Annotated in this window: 14 protein-coding genes and 1 pseudogene; 8 read left to right on the top strand and 7 right to left on the bottom strand. The window is 61.8% G+C overall.

Annotation, left to right across the window (positions count from 1 at the left end; all coding sequences use genetic code 11):
* Positions 1-65: 65 nt before the first annotated feature.
* Entirely contained in the window at positions 66-1,373 is a 1,308-nt protein-coding gene (gene guaD / locus NMA58_RS14770; RefSeq protein WP_434710864.1) for a guanine deaminase, read from the bottom strand.
* Positions 1,370-2,614, bottom strand: a complete 1,245-nt coding sequence (gene puuD / locus NMA58_RS14765) for a urate hydroxylase PuuD (protein ID WP_434710862.1) — start codon at positions 2,612-2,614, stop codon at positions 1,370-1,372. The genes guaD and puuD overlap by 4 nt, the downstream gene beginning before the upstream one ends.
* Before the next feature lie 352 nt (positions 2,615-2,966).
* Between puuD and NMA58_RS14760 the strand changes: the two genes are divergently transcribed.
* Positions 2,967-3,299, top strand: coding sequence for a hypothetical protein (locus NMA58_RS14760; protein ID WP_085778989.1), 333 nt, complete (start codon positions 2,967-2,969; stop codon positions 3,297-3,299).
* Positions 3,300-3,353: 54 nt separating this feature from the next.
* On the opposite strand, the gene gcvA is transcribed toward NMA58_RS14760, so the two are convergent.
* Positions 3,354-4,250, bottom strand: coding sequence for a transcriptional regulator GcvA (gene gcvA, locus NMA58_RS14755; RefSeq protein WP_434710859.1), 897 nt, complete (start codon positions 4,248-4,250; stop codon positions 3,354-3,356).
* Between the two features lie 101 nt (positions 4,251-4,351).
* On the opposite strand from gcvA, the gene NMA58_RS14750 reads away from it, so the two are divergent.
* Positions 4,352-4,555, top strand: coding sequence for a hypothetical protein (locus NMA58_RS14750; protein WP_097597011.1), 204 nt, complete (start codon positions 4,352-4,354; stop codon positions 4,553-4,555).
* Here the strand turns inward: NMA58_RS14750 and xdhC are convergent.
* The 4 genes from xdhC to NMA58_RS14730 all read right to left on the bottom strand — a co-directional run bounded on the left by xdhC (position 4,531) and on the right by NMA58_RS14730 (position 10,410).
* Positions 4,531-5,346, bottom strand: a complete 816-nt coding sequence (gene xdhC / locus NMA58_RS14745; RefSeq protein ID WP_434710857.1) for a xanthine dehydrogenase accessory protein XdhC — start codon at positions 5,344-5,346, stop codon at positions 4,531-4,533. The two genes, NMA58_RS14750 and xdhC, sit on opposite strands and share 25 nt — an antisense overlap.
* A gap of 259 nt (positions 5,347-5,605) precedes the next feature.
* Positions 5,606-7,945, bottom strand: coding sequence for a xanthine dehydrogenase molybdopterin binding subunit (gene xdhB / locus NMA58_RS14740; RefSeq protein WP_434710855.1), 2,340 nt, complete (start codon positions 7,943-7,945; stop codon positions 5,606-5,608).
* Between the two features lie 196 nt (positions 7,946-8,141).
* On the bottom strand, positions 8,142-9,605 hold the full coding sequence (gene xdhA / locus NMA58_RS14735; RefSeq protein ID WP_434710853.1) for a xanthine dehydrogenase small subunit: 1,464 nt from the start codon (positions 9,603-9,605) through the stop codon (positions 8,142-8,144).
* Positions 9,606-9,633: 28 nt separating this feature from the next.
* The gene (locus tag NMA58_RS14730) at positions 9,634-10,410 is read right to left on the bottom strand and encodes a 3-hydroxybutyrate dehydrogenase (protein WP_434710851.1); all 777 of its coding nucleotides are present in this window, start codon (positions 10,408-10,410) and stop codon (positions 9,634-9,636) included.
* A gap of 249 nt (positions 10,411-10,659) precedes the next feature.
* On the opposite strand from NMA58_RS14730, the gene glpK reads away from it, so the two are divergent.
* The 6 genes and pseudogenes from glpK (at position 10,660) to NMA58_RS14700 (ending at position 16,239) form a co-directional block, all read left to right on the top strand.
* The gene (gene glpK, locus NMA58_RS14725; protein WP_434710849.1) at positions 10,660-12,153 is read left to right on the top strand and encodes a glycerol kinase GlpK; all 1,494 of its coding nucleotides are present in this window, start codon (positions 10,660-10,662) and stop codon (positions 12,151-12,153) included.
* Between the two features lie 110 nt (positions 12,154-12,263).
* Positions 12,264-12,638: a YciI family protein gene (locus tag NMA58_RS14720; protein WP_434710847.1), complete on the top strand. Its 375-nt coding sequence runs from the start codon at positions 12,264-12,266 to the stop codon at positions 12,636-12,638.
* Positions 12,635-13,894 carry an RNA polymerase sigma factor gene (locus NMA58_RS14715; RefSeq protein WP_434710845.1) on the top strand — a complete coding sequence of 420 codons (1,260 nt, stop codon included), beginning with the start codon at positions 12,635-12,637 and terminating at the stop codon, positions 13,892-13,894. Before NMA58_RS14720 ends, NMA58_RS14715 begins: the two co-directional genes overlap by 4 nt.
* Positions 13,895-13,984: 90 nt before the next feature.
* Positions 13,985-14,452 carry an SRPBCC family protein gene (locus NMA58_RS14710; protein WP_434710844.1) on the top strand — a complete coding sequence of 156 codons (468 nt, stop codon included), beginning with the start codon at positions 13,985-13,987 and terminating at the stop codon, positions 14,450-14,452.
* Positions 14,453-14,629: 177 nt separating this feature from the next.
* Positions 14,630-14,917, top strand: a pseudogene (locus NMA58_RS14705) (GIY-YIG nuclease family protein); the annotation flags it as partial.
* A 260-nt stretch (positions 14,918-15,177) separates the two neighbouring features.
* On the top strand, positions 15,178-16,239 hold the full coding sequence (locus NMA58_RS14700; RefSeq protein WP_434710842.1) for an LLM class flavin-dependent oxidoreductase: 1,062 nt from the start codon (positions 15,178-15,180) through the stop codon (positions 16,237-16,239).
* The last annotated feature ends 39 nt before the right edge of the window (positions 16,240-16,278 follow it).

The raw sequence follows: 16,278 nt of genomic DNA, 5'->3' as shown, positions 1-16,278 counted from the left end.
AGGGTTACGGGAAACATCCGCCTCAGACGGTCTTCACTGTACCTCGTTGGGGGGAACCGAGATCGTCAAAGCCCTGTTTTCAAGGCAATGCCGGAAACGTAGGTCTCGGCGATCGCTCTGTCGTCGCCCATCGTCTGAAGCAGGAAGAGTTCCTCGGGCAGGGTCTTTACCGTTTCCATCTTCAGCGCCATGGCCGGGGTCGCGGCCGCGTCGAGGACGACAAGGTCGGCTTCGGTGCCGGGGTCCAGCGTGCCGATCCGGTCGGCGAGCGACAGCGCCTCGGCATTGCCGCGCGTCATCAGGTAATAGCTTTCCAGCGGGTTCAGCCGCTCGCCGAGCAGCTGCTGGATCTTGTAGGCCTCGTCCATTGTTTTCAGCATCGAATAGCTGGAGCCGCCGCCGATATCGGTTGCGACACCGATGCGGACCGGGTTTTGGCGCCGCGTCAGCGCCTTCAGCGGAAAGAGACCGGAGCCGAGGAAGAGGTTTGAGGTCGGGCAATGGACGGCGACGGCGCCGGCCTCGCTCATGACATCGGCCTCGCGTTCGGACAGGTGGATGGCGTGGCCGAAGAGGCTCTTCGGACCGAGCAGACCGTAGCGGGCGTAAATGTCGGTATAGTCGATCGCCTCGGGATAGAGCTCGCAGGTGAATTTAATCTCGTCGTGGTTTTCCGAAAGATGCGTCTGGATGTGAAGGTCGGGAAATTCGCGGGCGAGCGCCGAGGTCGCCTCCATCTGCGCCGGCGTCGAGGTGATGGCGAAGCGCGGGGTGATGGCGACATGGTTGCGGCCTTTGCTGTGCCAGTCCGCTATCACCTGGCGGGTCTCGTCATAACCCATCTCCGGCGTGTCGAGCAGGCCCTGGGGAGCGTTGCGGTCCATCATCACCTTGCCGCCGACCATGCGCATATTGCGCTTCATCGCCTCGGCGAAGAAGGCGTCGGCCGAGGTCTTGTGCACGGAGCAATAGGCGACGGCCGTCGTCGTGCCGTGGCGGATCAGCTCGTCGTAGAAATGTGTGGCGATCCTTTGCGCATGCGCACTTTCGACGAAGCGGCATTCCTCGGGGAAAGTGTAGGTATTCAGCCATTCGAGCAGGTTGGCGGCATAGGAGGCGATCACCTGCATCTGCGGAAAATGCAGATGCATGTCGATGAAGCCGGGCAGGATCAGATGCGGACGATGGTCGATCTCGGCCACATCAGCGGCTGCCTTTGCCTTGATGTCGGTATAGGAGCCGACTGCGGCGATCAGCCCGTCCTCGACCAGCAGGCCACCGTCTTCCTCGTAGAGATAACTCTGGCTGTCGGCGAGACTCAGCGGCGCGCGATGGAAAGAGAGGAGGCGGCCGCGGAGAAGTGTCGTCGTCATTGTTTCTTGCCTTCGACTGCGCTTTCGAACCAGGCGACGAGCAGTCTGCGTTCGTCCGGGGTAATATCGGTCACGTTGCCGGGCGGCATGGCATGGCTGCGGCCTGACTGTATATAGATTTCTCGGGCATGGGCGGCAATTTCCGCGTCGTTTTCGAGCATCACGCCTTTCGGCGGCCGCACGACGCCTTCATAGGCGGGCTCGGCCGCATGGCACATGGAACAGCGTGTCGAGACCAGTTGCTTGACGGCCGGAAAATGCGGATCTCCGGCGAATTGCTGGAAGGCCGGCGCCACTGCCGTCGCATGCGCATCTGTCTCGCCGGTCAGCAGCTTTGGCGCCGTCGACAGCCACATGATCAGGATGAAGAGGATGACGGTAACGATCCATGTCCAGGTCGGGCGGCCTTTCCTCGCATGGGTGGTGTTGAACCAGTGGCGGATGGTGACGCCCATCAGGAAGACCAGCGCCGCAATCACCCAGTTGAACGCCGTGCCGAAGGCCAGCGGATAATGGTTCGACAGCATGAAGAAGATGACGGGCAGCGTCAGATAGTTGTTGTGCAGCGAACGCTGCTTGGCGATCTGGCCGTATTTCGGGTCGGGCGTGCGGCCGGCGATCAGATCGGCGACGACGATCTTTTGGTTGGGGATGATGATCATGAAGACGTTGGCCGACATGATCGTCGCCGTGAAGGCGCCGAGATGCAGGAAGGCGGCGCGGCCGGTGAAAAGCTGCGTATAGCCCCAGGCCATGAAGACCAGGACGACATAGAGCACCGCCATCAGGCCCCAGGTGTTGCGCCCAAGCGGCGATTTGCACAAGAGGTCGTAGACGAGCCATCCGAATGCCAGAGAGGCCAGCGAGATCGCGATGGCGACGGGCGGCGTGATGTCGAGCACATGCCGGTCGATGAGGAAGAGGTCGGCACCGCCGTAATAGACGATGCAGAGCATGAGGAAGCCGGAGATCCAGGTGAAATAGCTCTCATATTTGAACCATGTCAGGTGCTCCGGCATCTGAGCGGGCGCCACCAGATATTTCTGGATATGATAGAAGCCGCCGCCATGAACCTGCCATTCCTCGCCATAGGCGCCGGGCGGCAGATGCGGGCGTTTCACCAGTCCCAGATCGAGTGCGATGAAATAGAAGGATGATCCAATCCAGGCGATCGCGGTGACGACATGGAACCAGCGAGCCGCGAAGGCGAGCCATTCCCATGCTATGGCATATTCATACATCGAGTTCCCCTATCTTCCTCCGACTCGCGACATTGCGGAAATTTTGGCGGGGAGGAAAGAGGAGAATGATGAACCGCACAGGCCCTTCGCAAGGCGGCGGGCCGGGGCGGGGCGCTGGCAGTCGCCATTGGTTTCGCCTATGTCGGCGACCGCTGACGCATCGCCGATCTGTCGTCCCGTGCCTAAAAGCTGCCGAGAAGGCCATGCATTATGACTGTCTCATACTGGATTGGCAAAGATTTGCCGATCTTGAAACTATGATGAGCAGATACAGTTAGGTTTGCAGGCCGCCGGCATGAAATAAAAAGAAACGTTAGATATCGGCGGCGCATTCATCGACGGAGAGATGCCCATGCGCAGCATTCTGACGTGTGTGATGATGGCATACGCATCGTTGGCGACGGCTCACGACGCACCTTCGGGGTGGAGTTATGACCCCTATTGTTGCAATGGCGACAGTCATAATGGCGATTGCCAGATGATTCCGTCGAAAAGCGTGGCGGTGACACCAAACGGATATCGTGTGACGCTGATGCCGGGCGACCACCGGCTGGTCACGCATGCTCACGTCTTTCTGCTGCCGATGACGAAGGCAATGCAGTCCGGCGATGGTGATTATCACCTCTGTCTGTTTCCCAACGAGAACACGCCGCGCTGCTTCTATGCGCCGGAAATGGGGTTTTGAAGCCGAACCTAGCAAGGCCTATTCAGCCTGATTGGACCTGATCTGTTTGCCGGATCAGTTTCCGGCGGCTTTCATCTCTTCCAGGATCCAGTTGCGGAAGGCCTTGATCTTCGGCACGTTGCGGCGATTTTCGGGATAGGCGAGCCAGTAGGCCTTGCCGTCGCTGCGGGTCAGGTCGAAAGGCTGATAGAGCCGGCCGAGCGCGATCTCCGCCTCATAGAAGGCGGGGTGGAGGATGGCGACGCCGTGACCGGCGATCGCCGCGTCGGCTTCCATCGCCTGAGAGCCCAACTGGTTGCGCGGGCGCCGATCGAGATCCGTATCGGTAACGCCGGCAGCTTCGAACCATTGCTTCCACCAGATGTCGCCGGCGTCGAAGAGGTCGAATTTCAGGAGATCGCGCGGCTCCTTAATGCCGCCTGCCGATTCCGCCAGCTTCGGGCTCAGCATCGGCGTGAACTCCAGGCCCATCAACCGGTGCAGCGCGAGCCCCGGCCAGTTGCCGTCGCCCCAGCGGATGCCGACGTCGATCTGTTCGCGGGCGAAGTCGATGATGTCGGAGGTCGCCTGAAACCGCACCGCGATCGCCGGATGCCTCAAATGGAAGGAGCCGAGGCGGGGCGCCAGCCATTTCGAGGCGAAGGTATGGGTCGAGCTGATGGCGAGCGTGCCTTCGACGCTGTCGCGCGCCGTTGCCATCGCATCATGCAGCATGGCAAAGGCCTCGGTCACCTTCGGGGCCAGCCGCTCGCCGGTCTCCGTCAGCGCGATCTGGCGGGGGCGGCGCAGGAAGAGCGGCTCGCCGACATTCTCCTCCAGGAGCTTGATCTGATAGCTGACGGCCGTCTGCGTCATGCCGAGCTCATCACCTGCCCTGGTGAAGCTGCCGAGCCGGGCGGCGGCTTCGAAGACGCGCAGCGCATTCAGCGGAAATTGCTTCGACAGTTTCATGGATAAGTTCTCTTGATGCAGGCAGACGATCGTTCGATTGGAATAGCAGCATTTTTAGCGGCAAGCTGCAACTCATACCATCAATCTAATGAGGTGACGTCATGGATTGCCAAGCTATCGAAGAGAGCCGGCCGCAACGGAATAGCAGTGTTTTCCTGCGTCTTGCCAGTTGGCTGGCGGGAAGCGCCAATCGCTTCTGCCGTTTGCCGCGGCTCGACCTTTCCGCCACGCCAGACCGCGTCAAGCGCGACCTTGGTTTCCTCGACGGCCGCGATCCCTATTATGAAGACGAGCGCATGCGGTAGGCTGCGAGTGCCGTCAGGATTTCGGCGGCCGTCATCGCGGCGATCACTTCCGGGCGCTTATCCCTGACGGCCGAACCGCCGATCGGCAGCGTCAGCCGCTCTATCCAGGCGCGGTCGCCGCCGGCCTCACGGGAAAGCCAGCTTGCGAAGGTGGCGCGTTTGGTCGCCGAGCCGATCATGCCGATATAGGCGAGGTCGGTTCTCTCAAGCGCCTCGCGGGCGATGAGGAAATCCAGCGCGTGGTCGTGGGTGAGGATGACGACCGCTCCGCCGGCGGAAATATCCTTCACCAACGCTTCCGGCATTGGCACGAGCCGGGTGTTGATTTCATCCGGAAGGTTAGCAAGCTCTTCCTGCCTCGTTTCGACGACCGTCACGCACAGCGGCAGCGGCGCAAGGGCCGACGCCAGCGCCCGGCCGACATGGCCGGCGCCGAAGAGAAAGACCTCCGGCAGCCTGTCGATCTCGCCGGCAAGCCTTGCCTCGAGCTCATCCTTCAGCGCCTGCGTCAAGCGCCGAAACCGCAGTTGCGTGCGCCCGCCGCAACATTGGCCGATTTCGGGGCCGAGCGAGATGTCCATGGTAATCGCTCCGCCGGTTCCAGCCAGAATCTCACGCGCATTTGCAATTGCCATGAACTCGAACTGCCCGCCGCCGATCGTGCCCCAGAGGGCGTTCGCCGAAACGAGCATGAAAGCGCCGGCCTCGCGCGGGGTGGAGCCTTGCGTGCCGGTGATGTCGACGAGGATTGCGTCGGGGTGGGCAGCGAGAAAGGCGGGGAGGGTGGTCATTAGAGGTCGACCGATCGGTATGTGGGCGTGGCACCCCCCTCTGTCCTGCCGGACATCTCCCCCACAAGGGGGGAGATCGGCAAGAGGTGAGACCATCGTTCCCCCGCTGCCGCGTCGCAGTCATAGTGCCTTCGTTGTTTGGGGAAACCATTCCCCCCATCCGATCTCCCCCCTTGTGGGGGAGATGTCCGGCAGGACAGAGGGGGGTGCCACCCACTCTGTCGATTCTGCCCAAACACCATATCAGCCGGGCACATCTCTACAACCGCTTCATCCGCTCCACCGCCATCAGCACCCGCTCCGGCGTCGCCGGCGCGTCCAGTCTCGGGCAGACCTTGTAGTCCGCGACGCTAGCGACCGCCATCGACAGGGCTTCCAGCGCCGAGATCGCCAGCATGAAGGGCGGTTCGCCGACGGCCTTGGAGCGGCCGATCGTCGCTTCGGCATTCTCCGACCATTCGGCAAGCCGCACGTTGAAGATCTTCGGGCGGTCGGAGGCGAGCGGGATCTTATAGGTCGACGGGGCATGGGTGCGCAGCCGGCCCTTATCGTCCCACCAAAGTTCTTCTGTCGTCAGCCAGCCCAGGCCCTGCACGAATCCGCCCTCGACTTGGCCCATGTCGATCGCCGGGTTCAGCGAACGGCCGACATCGTGGAGAATGTCGGTGCGGTCGATCAAATATTCGCCGGTCAGCGTATCGATCGAGACCTCGGTGCAGGCGGCGCCATAGGCGAAATAGTAGAAGGGGGTGCCGCGGCCGGCCTTGCGGTCCCAGTGGATCTTCGGCGTCTTGTAGAAGCCGGCGGCGGAAAGCTGGACACGGGCGAAATAGGCCTGCTTGATGAAATCTGGGAAGGGGATCTCGCTCTCGCCGACGCGCACGCGGTTCGGCAGGAAGACGATCTCGGAAGGCGCCACTTCCCATTTCTCGGCAGCGAAGGCTACCAGACGTTCCTTGATCTGGCGGGCGGCATCGAAGGCGGCCATGCCGTTCAGATCCGAGCCGGAAGAGGCGGCGGTGGCCGAGGTGTTCGGCACTTTCGCCGTTGTCGTCGCTGTGATCTTCACGCGGTCGATGTCGACCTGGAAACTGTCGGCCAGCACCTGCGCCACCTTGGTATAGAGGCCCTGGCCCATTTCGGTGCCGCCGTGGTTCAGGTGGATCGAGCCGTCCTGATAGATGTGGACGAGGGCGCCGGCCTGGTTGAAGGCGGTCATCGTAAAGGAGATGCCGAATTTGACCGGCGTCAGCGCGATGCCTTTTCTGATGTAGCGGCTGTCGCGGTTGAAGGCGATGATGGCGTTGCGCCGCGCCCGGTAGTCGGCCGTTTCCTCCAGCTCCTCGACGACGCGGGCGATGATGTTGTCCTCGACCTCCTGGTGGTAGGGGGTCAGTGTGCGCCCGGAACCCGGCTGTCCGTAGAAATTCAGCTTGCGGATATCGAGCGGATCGTTGCCGAGGGCATAGGCGATCTCCTCGATGATGCGTTCGGCGCCGAGCATGCCCTGTGGCCCGCCGAACCCGCGGAAGGCGGTGTTGGAGACGGTGTGCGTCTTCAAGGGTTTCGACTGCAGATGCACATGCGGATAGAAATAGCTGGAATCGGCGTGGAATAGCGCTCTGTCGGTCACCGGGCCCGAAAGGTCGGAGGAAAAGCCGCAGCGGGCCGCATAAGTCGCATCGACGGCGTGGATACGACCTTCGGCGTCGAAGCCCACCTCGTAATCAACGAGGAAATCGTGGCGCTTGCCGGTGGCGCTCATATCTTCGTCACGATCCGGACGGAATTTGACGGCGCGGCCGAGCTTCTTGGCGGCGATCGCCGCGAGTGCGGCGAACTGGTTGCCTTGGGTTTCCTTGCCGCCGAAGCCGCCGCCCATGCGGCGCACGTTGACGGTAACGGCGTTAGACGGGATATCCAGCACATGGCCGACGATGTGCTGGATCTCGCTCGGATGCTGTGTCGAGGACCAGACGGTGACCTCGTCATCTTCGCCGGGGATCGCCACGGCGATATGGCCTTCGAGATAAAAATGCTCCTGGCCGCCGATGCGCATCTGGCCCTTTAGCCGCATCGCGGCGTTCGACATTTCCGTTTCCGGCTCGCCGCGCTGCAGCGTCATCGGCGTTGTGACCAGCGGGCTGCCATTGGCAAGCGCGCCGTCGATATCGTGCCAGTGCGGCAGGTCACGATAGTCGATCTTGGCGAGCCGCGCGGCGCGGCGGGCGGCCTCGCGCGTCTCGGCGATGACGGCAAAGATCGGCTGGCCGTGGAACTGAACCAAAGTTTCGGCCAGCAGCGGTTCATCATGGCTGCCGTTGGAACTGGTGTCGTTGACGCCGGGCACTTCCTTGCCGGTGAAGACCCAGACGACGCCGGGATAGGCGGCGACCGCGGAAAGATCGATGCTGAGGATTTCGGCATGTGCCCGGTCGGAGAGGCCGAGCGCGCCGTGCAGCAGGCCGGCGGGCTCGGGAATATCGTCGATGTAGTCGGCGGTTCCGGTGACGTGTTTGTGCGCGGAATCATGGCGCAGCGAGCCGTGCATGGGGCCTGAGATGACGACTTTAGGGTCCTCGAAGGTGGACTTGTCCATTAGATCAGTCCTCCGTGACCAGCCCTGTTCGCGCGGTGGCCCCTCATCCGGCTGCCGCCACCTTCTCCCCGTTCTGACGGGGAGAAGGGATATGCCGCACCGCCTCTTGCTCTCGCAAACATTGCGCGAGGCACGTCCCCTCTCCCCGCAAGCGGGGAGAGGGTTAGGGCGAGGGGCCAATTTGCGAAACAACCCATCACGCCACCTCCTCGAACCGCTTCAGTTCGGCCGGCGCCCCTACCGTTTCCAGATAGAACCGCGTCAACAAATTCTTCGCCGTCAGCTGGCGATATTCCGCCGTGGCGCGCCAGTCGGTGAGCGGCTGGAAATCGGCGTCGAAGGCGGGGCGGGTCGCCTCGATCGTTGCTTCCGTCCAAGGTTTGCCGATCAGTTCTCCCTCCACCGTGCGAGCGCGTTTCGGCGTTGCAGCCATGCCACCGAAGGCGACACGGATGTCGGTGACCGTCTCGGCATCGTCAAGGGTCAGCAGGAAGGCGCCGAGCACGGCGGTGATGTCCTCGTCGCGGCGCTTGGTGATCTTGTAAGCCGCAAAGCGGCTGGCCTTGGGATAGGGCACGAAGACGCTTTCGACGAACTCGCCTGGCCTGCGGTCTTGTTTGCCATAGGCGATAAAGAAATCCTCGAGCGGCATTTTGCGCTGGCCTTCCAGGGAGCGCAGCGTCAGCGTCGCGCCGAGCGCGATCAGCGGCGGCGGGCTGTCGCCGATCGGCGAGCCGTTGGCGATGTTGCCGCCGATCGTGCCCATGTTGCGCACCTGCTCGCCACCGATGCGGTCGATCAGCCGTCCGAGCGCCGGGATCTTTTTCGCGATCGCCGCAAAGGCGCCGGTATAGCTGACGCCGGCGCCGATGGTGACACCGTCCTCGTTTTCCGTGACCGACTGCAATTCGCTCAAGTGATTGATGAAAACGACGGGGCTCAGCCGGCGCATCTGCTTGGTCACCCAGAGGCCGACATCGGTCGAGCCGGCGACCACGATCGCATCCGGTTCCTGCGAGAGAACTTCAGCCAGCGCCTGGACCGAAGCAGGTACGATCAACCGGTCTTCGCCCTTGGAAATCCGGATGGTGTCGCTCGCCTGCATGGCCCAGAGCCGCGCGATGATTTCCGAACGCGCGCGCTCCAGCGGATCGAACAGCGCGCTCGGACGCATCAGGCTCACCTGCTCGGCGGCCTTGACGATCGGCTCATAGCCAGTGCAGCGACAGAGATTGCCTTGCAATGCCTTTTCGATCTCGCGGCGGCTTGGTTTTTCCTTGGTCAGCCATAACCCGTAGAGCGACATGACGAAGCCCGGGGTGCAGAAGCCGCATTGCGAGCCGTGGCAATCGACCAGCGCCTGCTGCACCGGATGCAGCGCGCCGTCCCGACCGGCCAGATGCTCGACCGTCACCACGTGCGTGGCGTGCAGCGAGCCGGTGAAACGGATGCAGGCATTGACGGATTCATAGGCAAGCTTGCCGTCGACGAGCCGGCCGACGAGCACGGTGCAGGCGCCGCAGTCGCCTTCCGCGCATCCCTCCTTGGTGCCGGTGAGGCGCCGCTTCAACCGCAGAAAATCGAGAAGCGTCTCGGTCGGCCCGACATCGGTGAGTTCGATGTCCTCGCCATTCAGGATGAAGCGAATGCTGTCGTTCATGGTATTCCCGGTTGTCTTTTCCAAATGGTTAGGCCGCCGTCCAGCCACCGTCAATCGAGATGTGGGTTCCCGTCACCTGGCGGGCGGCGTCACTGGCGAGGTAGAGCGACAGCGCGCCGATCTCCTCGGCCTTGACGAATTCACGCGTCGGCTGCGCCTTGAGGATCACTTCGCTTTTCACCTGCTCCTCGGTAATGCCGCGGGCCTTGGCGGTATCGGGTATCTGCTTTTCGACGAGCGGCGTCAGCACGTAGCCGGGGCAGATGGCGTTGACCGTCACTCCGAATGCGGCAAGTTCCAGCGCCGCTGTCTTCGTCAGGCCTAATATACCATGTTTTGCCGCCACATAGGCGGATTTGAAAGGCGAGGCGACGAGGCCGTGAGCCGAGGCGATGTTGATGATGCGCCCAAACTTCTTTGCCTTCATCAGCGGAATGGCGGCGCGCATGGTGTGAAAGGAGCTCGACAGGTTAATGGCGATGATCTGGTCCCACTTCTCGATCGGGAAATCCTCGATCTTCTCGACATGCTGGATGCCGGCATTATTGACGAGCACATCGACGGTGCCGAAGGTTTTCGCGGCGGTTTCGATCAGGTCGGCGATTTCGGCGGGCTTGGTCATGTCGGCCGGATGATAGATCGCCCGTCCTTTCGATACCGATTCAAGTCGCTCGACGATCGCCTTGATTTCATCGGCATTTCCAAACCCGTTGATGACGACGTTGTCGCCGGTTTCGGCGAAGGCGGTGGCGATCGCAAGGCCGATGCCGCTGGTGGAACCGGTGACGACGACTGATCTGCTCATGCTGTTTCTCCCTGAATGCCGATGCTGCGTCGCAGCGTTAGCCGCGAGGTTATTCCTAAAGCCGGCTGGCTGGCAATTCCGCTTTATTGGCTTTTCTCGCCCGCATCCGTCTCCTTGTCATGATAATCAGCCTGGAGCATTTCCGTTTTTCTCCGAATCGCGGAAATGCTCTATTTCATTGTTCCACGCAATTCCGGGCGCAAAACCGCTGCGCACTTTTGCTGGAATTGCTCTAGGGAGAAGGATTTCATGAGCGGATATGTTCTGGCGATTGATCAGGGAACGACGTCGACACGGGCGATCGTTTTTGATGGCGACATGCAGGTCGTCGGCAAGGGCCAGAAGGAATTCACTCAGATCTATCCGCGCTCCGGTTGGGTGGAGCATGATCCCGAGGAGATCTGGGACTCGGTCGTCACCACCGTCACGATGGCGCTGAGCGAAGCCAAGCTGACGGCGAAGGACATCGCCGCGATTGGCATCACGAACCAGCGCGAGACCGTGGTGGTCTGGGAGCGCGAGACCGGCCGGCCGATCCAGAATGCCATCGTCTGGCAGGACCGGCGCACGGCAAGCTATTGCGACAACCTGAAACGGCAGGATCTGGAGCGGGTTTTCACAAAAAGGACCGGACTCATCCTTGATCCCTATTTCTCGGGCACCAAGCTCTCCTGGATGCTCGCCAATGTGAAGGGGGCGCGGACGCGCGCGGCCAGAGGCGATCTCTGCTTCGGTACGATCGACACCTTCCTGATCTGGCGGCTGACCGGCGGCAAGAGCTTCGTGACCGACGCCACCAACGCTTCACGCACACTGATGTACAACATTGCCGAAAATGCATGGGACGAGGATCTGCTCGACATTCTGAGAGTGCCGGCCGCTATGCTGCCGGAGGTCAAGGACTGCGCTGCCGATTTCGGCACGGTCGATCCGGAGATTTTCGGCGCGGCTATCCCGATCCTCGGCGTCGCCGGTGATCAGCAGGCGGCGACTATCGGTCAGGCCTGCTTTGCGCCCGGCATGCTGAAATCGACCTACGGCACCGGCTGTTTCGCGCTGCTCAATACCGGCGCCGATATGGTGCGTTCGAAAAACCGGCTGCTGACCACCATTGCCTACCGCCTGAACGGCGAGACGACCTATGCGCTCGAAGGTTCGATCTTCATCGCGGGTGCTGCCGTGCAATGGCTGCGGGACGGGCTTCGCATCATCAATAGTGCTGCCGAGACCAATGCGCTTGCCGAAAAGGCCGATCCCACGCAGGAGGTCTATCTCGTCCCGGCCTTCACCGGGCTTGGCGCGCCATATTGGGATGCCCAGGCGCGCGGCGCGATTTTCGGGCTGACGCGCAACAGCGGCCCTGCGGAGCTTTCCCGGGCGGCGCTCGAAGCCGTCTGTTACCAGACCCGGGACCTGCTCGATGCCATGCAGAAGGACTGGAAGAATGGTGCTGAGGATACGGTGCTCCGCGTCGACGGCGGCATGGTCGCCTCCGATTGGACGATGCAGCGCCTCGCCGACCTGCTCGACGCTCCTGTCGACCGCCCGGTGATCCTGGAGACCACCGCCTTGGGTGCGGCCTGGCTCGCCGGCAGCCGGGCGGGGGTGTGGCCGGATAGGATTGGGTTTTCGGCAACGTGGAAACGCGACCGGCGGTTCGAGCCCGACATGGACGAGAAGGTGCGGACGGCAAAGATCAAGGGCTGGAAGAATGCAGTCAGGCGGACATTGAGCGAAGGCTAGCCTTCGGTAAGAGCCGTGGTTCCTGCAATCGCCGCTGAGCTGGATAATTTTTTGATGCGGCCTGTCGGGTAAGCGGTTACTCCTTCGTCATTCGGAAAGAGGAGTGACCGATGCTTTATGCAATCCTTTGTTACGCCCATGAGGAAACCGTCTTCGCCTGGAGCAAGGAGGAAGAGGCTGCCGTCATGGAGAAGCTTTACGCTGTGCAGGAGCCGCTTGCCAAAGCCGGCAAGCTGGGCCCCGTCGGCCGGCTCATGCCGACGACGGCGGCGACGACCGTGCGCAAGGGCAAGGACGAAACTCTGGTGATTGACGGGCCGTTCGCGGAAACGAAAGAGGCGCTTCTCGGCTTTTACGTGGTTGACTTCGATACGCTCGACGAGGCGGTCGCCTTCTCGAAACAGCTATCCTCGGTCAATCCCGGCTCCACCTCTTACGAAATTCGGCCTTTCTACGTGTTCCGGCCGGGAGATGCTGCATCATGACCGACATTGCCTGGATCGACCTCGCGCTTGCCTCTGCCCGGCCGAAGGCGCTCGGCGCGCTGCTACGCTATTTCCGCGATCTCGACACCGCGGAAGAAGCGTTCCAGGAGGCATGCCTGAGGGCGATCCGGACATGGCCGGAAAAGGGACCGCCGCGCGACCCGACGGCATGGCTCATTTTCGTCGGTCGCAACAGCGGTATCGACGCGGTGCGCAAACGCTCGAAGCTTCAGGCGCTGCCGGACGAGGACCTCATTTCCGATACCGAGGATGCCGAAAGCGACATTGTCGAGCGGCTGGATGATTCCAATTATCGCGACGATATCCTGCGGCTTCTCTTCATCTGCTGCCATCCCGATCTGCCGGCGACCCAGCAGATCGCGCTGGCGCTGCGCATCGTCTCCGGCCTTTCGGTGACGCAGATCGCGCGCGCATTCCTTGTCTCCGAAAGCGCCATGGAGCAGCGCATCACCCGGGCCAAGGCGCGTGTCGCGAAGGCCGGCGTGCCTTTCGAAACGCCGAGCCCCGAGGAGAGGGCCGAGCGTCTTTCGATCGTCAGCACGATGATCTATCTCATCTTCAACGAGGGCTACAGTCAGGCGGATCCCAAACATGAGGCGGCCGCCTTCAGCGACGAGGCGATCCGGCTGGGACGCCTGATGCTGCACATCTTTCCGTCGGAACCGGAGTTGATGGGGCTGCTTGCGCTCATGCTTCTGCAGATATCGCGCCGCCCGGCGCGCTTCAGTCCCGAAGGCGAGATCGTGCTGCTCGAGGATCAGGACCGCTCTCTCTGGAACCAGCTTTTCATCAATGAGGCCCTGGCGCTGCTCGACAAGGCGCTACGCCACCGCCAACCTGGCCCCTACCAGCTTCAGGCTGCCATCGCCGCCATCCATTCCCGCGCGAAACGGGCCCAAGACACCGACTGGACGGAAATCGATCTGCTTTACCGCGCGCTGGAGCGTGTTCAGCCGTCGCCTGTCGTAACGCTTAATCGCGCGGTCGTCGTTTCCAAGCTGAACGGGCCGCAGGCGGCGCTGGATCTCATCGATCCGCTCGGCGAGAAGCTCGGGGGCTATTTCTATTATCACGGTCTGCGGGGCGGGCTGCTGAAGCAGCTTGGCTTGACCAGCCAAGCGCGCGAAGCCTTCGACCATGCCATCGCGCTTGCCCATTCGGCGGCGGAAGCCGCCCATATCCGCCGGCAGATCGACAAGATGCAGGAAGAGGCGGCGCAGCCGATTGCAAATTAATTTCGGCGTGCTGTCGGAACGGCGAAGTTTGACACGTCCTTATAACAACCTGATACGAAACGGGTTTCACTCAAACGGAGAGATGTTGAAATGACCGCCAGCACGCAACATGAACTCGTCCTTGTTCGCGAATTCGACGCTTCGCGCGAGAAGATTTACAAAGCCTGGACCGATCCGGACCTGCTGAAGCAATGGTTCGTGCCGCGCCCCTGGGGTGTGGCGGAAGCAACGCTCGACGTGCGGCCCGGCGGCTCCAGCGTCGTCGTCATGCAGGATCCCGAGGGCAATCACTATCCGAACCGCGGCGTCTATCTGGAGGTGGTCGAGAACGAGAAGATCGTCTTCACCGACGCCTATAGCAGCGCCTGGGTGCCGGCTGACAAGCCTTTCTTCACCGGCGTCATCCTGCTGGAAGACCTCGGCAACGGCAGGACGAAATATACGGCCAGGGCGCTGCACTGGCGCGCCGAGGACAAGGAAGCGCACGAGAAGATGGGCTTCCATGAGGGATGGGGCAAGGCCTCGGACCAGCTGGCGGAACTGCTGGCGACGATGTGATTGCTGCGGACGGCGAGGGGTAGGCCTCGCCTTCCCGACGCTTCAAGTGCGGCGTGAGGTTGCTTGGAAGATGATTCCGCTGGGGCTTAGAAGTCGTTGAATTTAGATTCGAATTGGGGATTCGGGCGCGTCGGTGTCTCTGTCGACGTGGGATCTATCCTGTGCCAATCTGCTGGTATGAAAGGGTACGTCTATATCCTCGCATCGGCACGCAACGGCACGCTCTATACCGGCGTGACGCGTGATCTTGCCGGCCGGCTATTCGAGCATCAGAATGAGCTGACGCCGGGTTTTACGTCGAAGTATGGTGTCAAGACGCTGGTGTGGTTCGAAGGACATGATCTGCTGACGACAGCGATCACCCGTGAAAAGACGATTAAGAAATGGCCGCGACTGTGGAAGCTCGATCTGATCGAGCGGGAGAATCCCGAATGGGAGGACATTTCGTTTCATCTCTTGGGCCTGGAGAGGATGAGTCTCCTGTCGCGCGGACGACGACTGCTGGATTCCTGTGACAAGCACAGGAATCCAGCAGCGCCGTGTCTACGGCGCAAAGACTCTTTAAATCGTCCTGTCTTCACCCAATCATACCGCGCAGTTGGTGCCCGTCGAGCCCGTGAAAACTAACGCCTATCAAGATTCTCGAACGATCCGTTCCACAATTTGTGTTTGCGCTCCATCACCTCCATCCTTATCTCCGGATCGAGTTCAACAGGATGCCGATGATGGAACTGGGGCTTTACACATTCGCCGATGTTAATCCTAATCCCTCCCGCAGCAAGGGAGCTGAGGGGGCCGAGCGGCTGAAGCATCTGATCGAGGAGATCGAGCTTGCCGATCAAGTGGGGCTCGACGTCTTCGGACTCGGCGAACATCATCGGCCGGATTATGCGGTATCGGCCCCCGCCGTGGCGTTGGCGGCTGCGGCCGTCAAAACCAAAAACATCCGGCTGACCAGCGCCGTGACGGTGCTCTCCTCCGACGATCCGGTGCGGGTGTTCCAGCAGTTTTCGACACTTGATCTCATTTCCAACGGCCGTGCCGAAATCATGGCAGGGCGTGGCTCTTTCATCGAGTCCTTCCCGCTGTTCGGCTACAATCTCGAGGATTACGACCAGCTGTTTGAGGAGAAGCTCGATCTGCTGCTGGCGTTGCGCGACGACGAGACTGTCACGTGGAAGGGGGAGCTTCGCGCGGCGATCAACGGACGCGGTGTCTATCCGAGGCCGCTGCAGGATCCGCTGCCGCTGTGGATCGCGGTTGGCGGCACACCGCAGTCGGTGGCGCGCGCCGGCGCGCTCGGACTGCCGGTGGCGCTCGCGATCATCGGCGGCGAGCCGCGCCGGTTTGCGCCGCTGTTCGATCTCTACCGCGAGGCGGCGCGCCGGGCGGGGCAGGATCAGGCGAAACTGAAGACCAGCATCAATGTCCATGGCTTCATCGCCGACACGACCGAGAGAGCGGCTGACCAGTTCTACGGCCCACAGGCCGAGGTAATGAACCGTATCGGCCGCGAGCGCGGCTGGGGACCGACGAGCCGTGCGCATTTCGATCTGTCGCGCGGGCCGAACGGCGCGCTCTTCGTCGGCGGTCCCGAAGCGGTTGCGGAAAAGATTATCGCCCATCACGCGATATTCAAGAACGACCGCTTCCTGCTGCAGATGGCGATCGGCTTGATGCCGCATGATCAGATCATGCGCGGCATCGAGCTCTACGGGACAAAAGTCGCGCCGATCGTCAGAAAGGCATTGACTGAAAGGGGCGAAGGGGCGAAAGCCACGGCTTGATTAGCGCAATTCCTCAGCGCGTCCTGCCGGACGCGTGCT

This window comes from Rhizobium sp. YTUHZ045, from assembly GCF_051124255.1.
In the GTDB taxonomy this organism is placed as follows: Bacteria; Pseudomonadota; Alphaproteobacteria; order Rhizobiales; family Rhizobiaceae; genus Rhizobium.
This window is presented reverse-complemented; position numbering and strand designations above follow the sequence as displayed.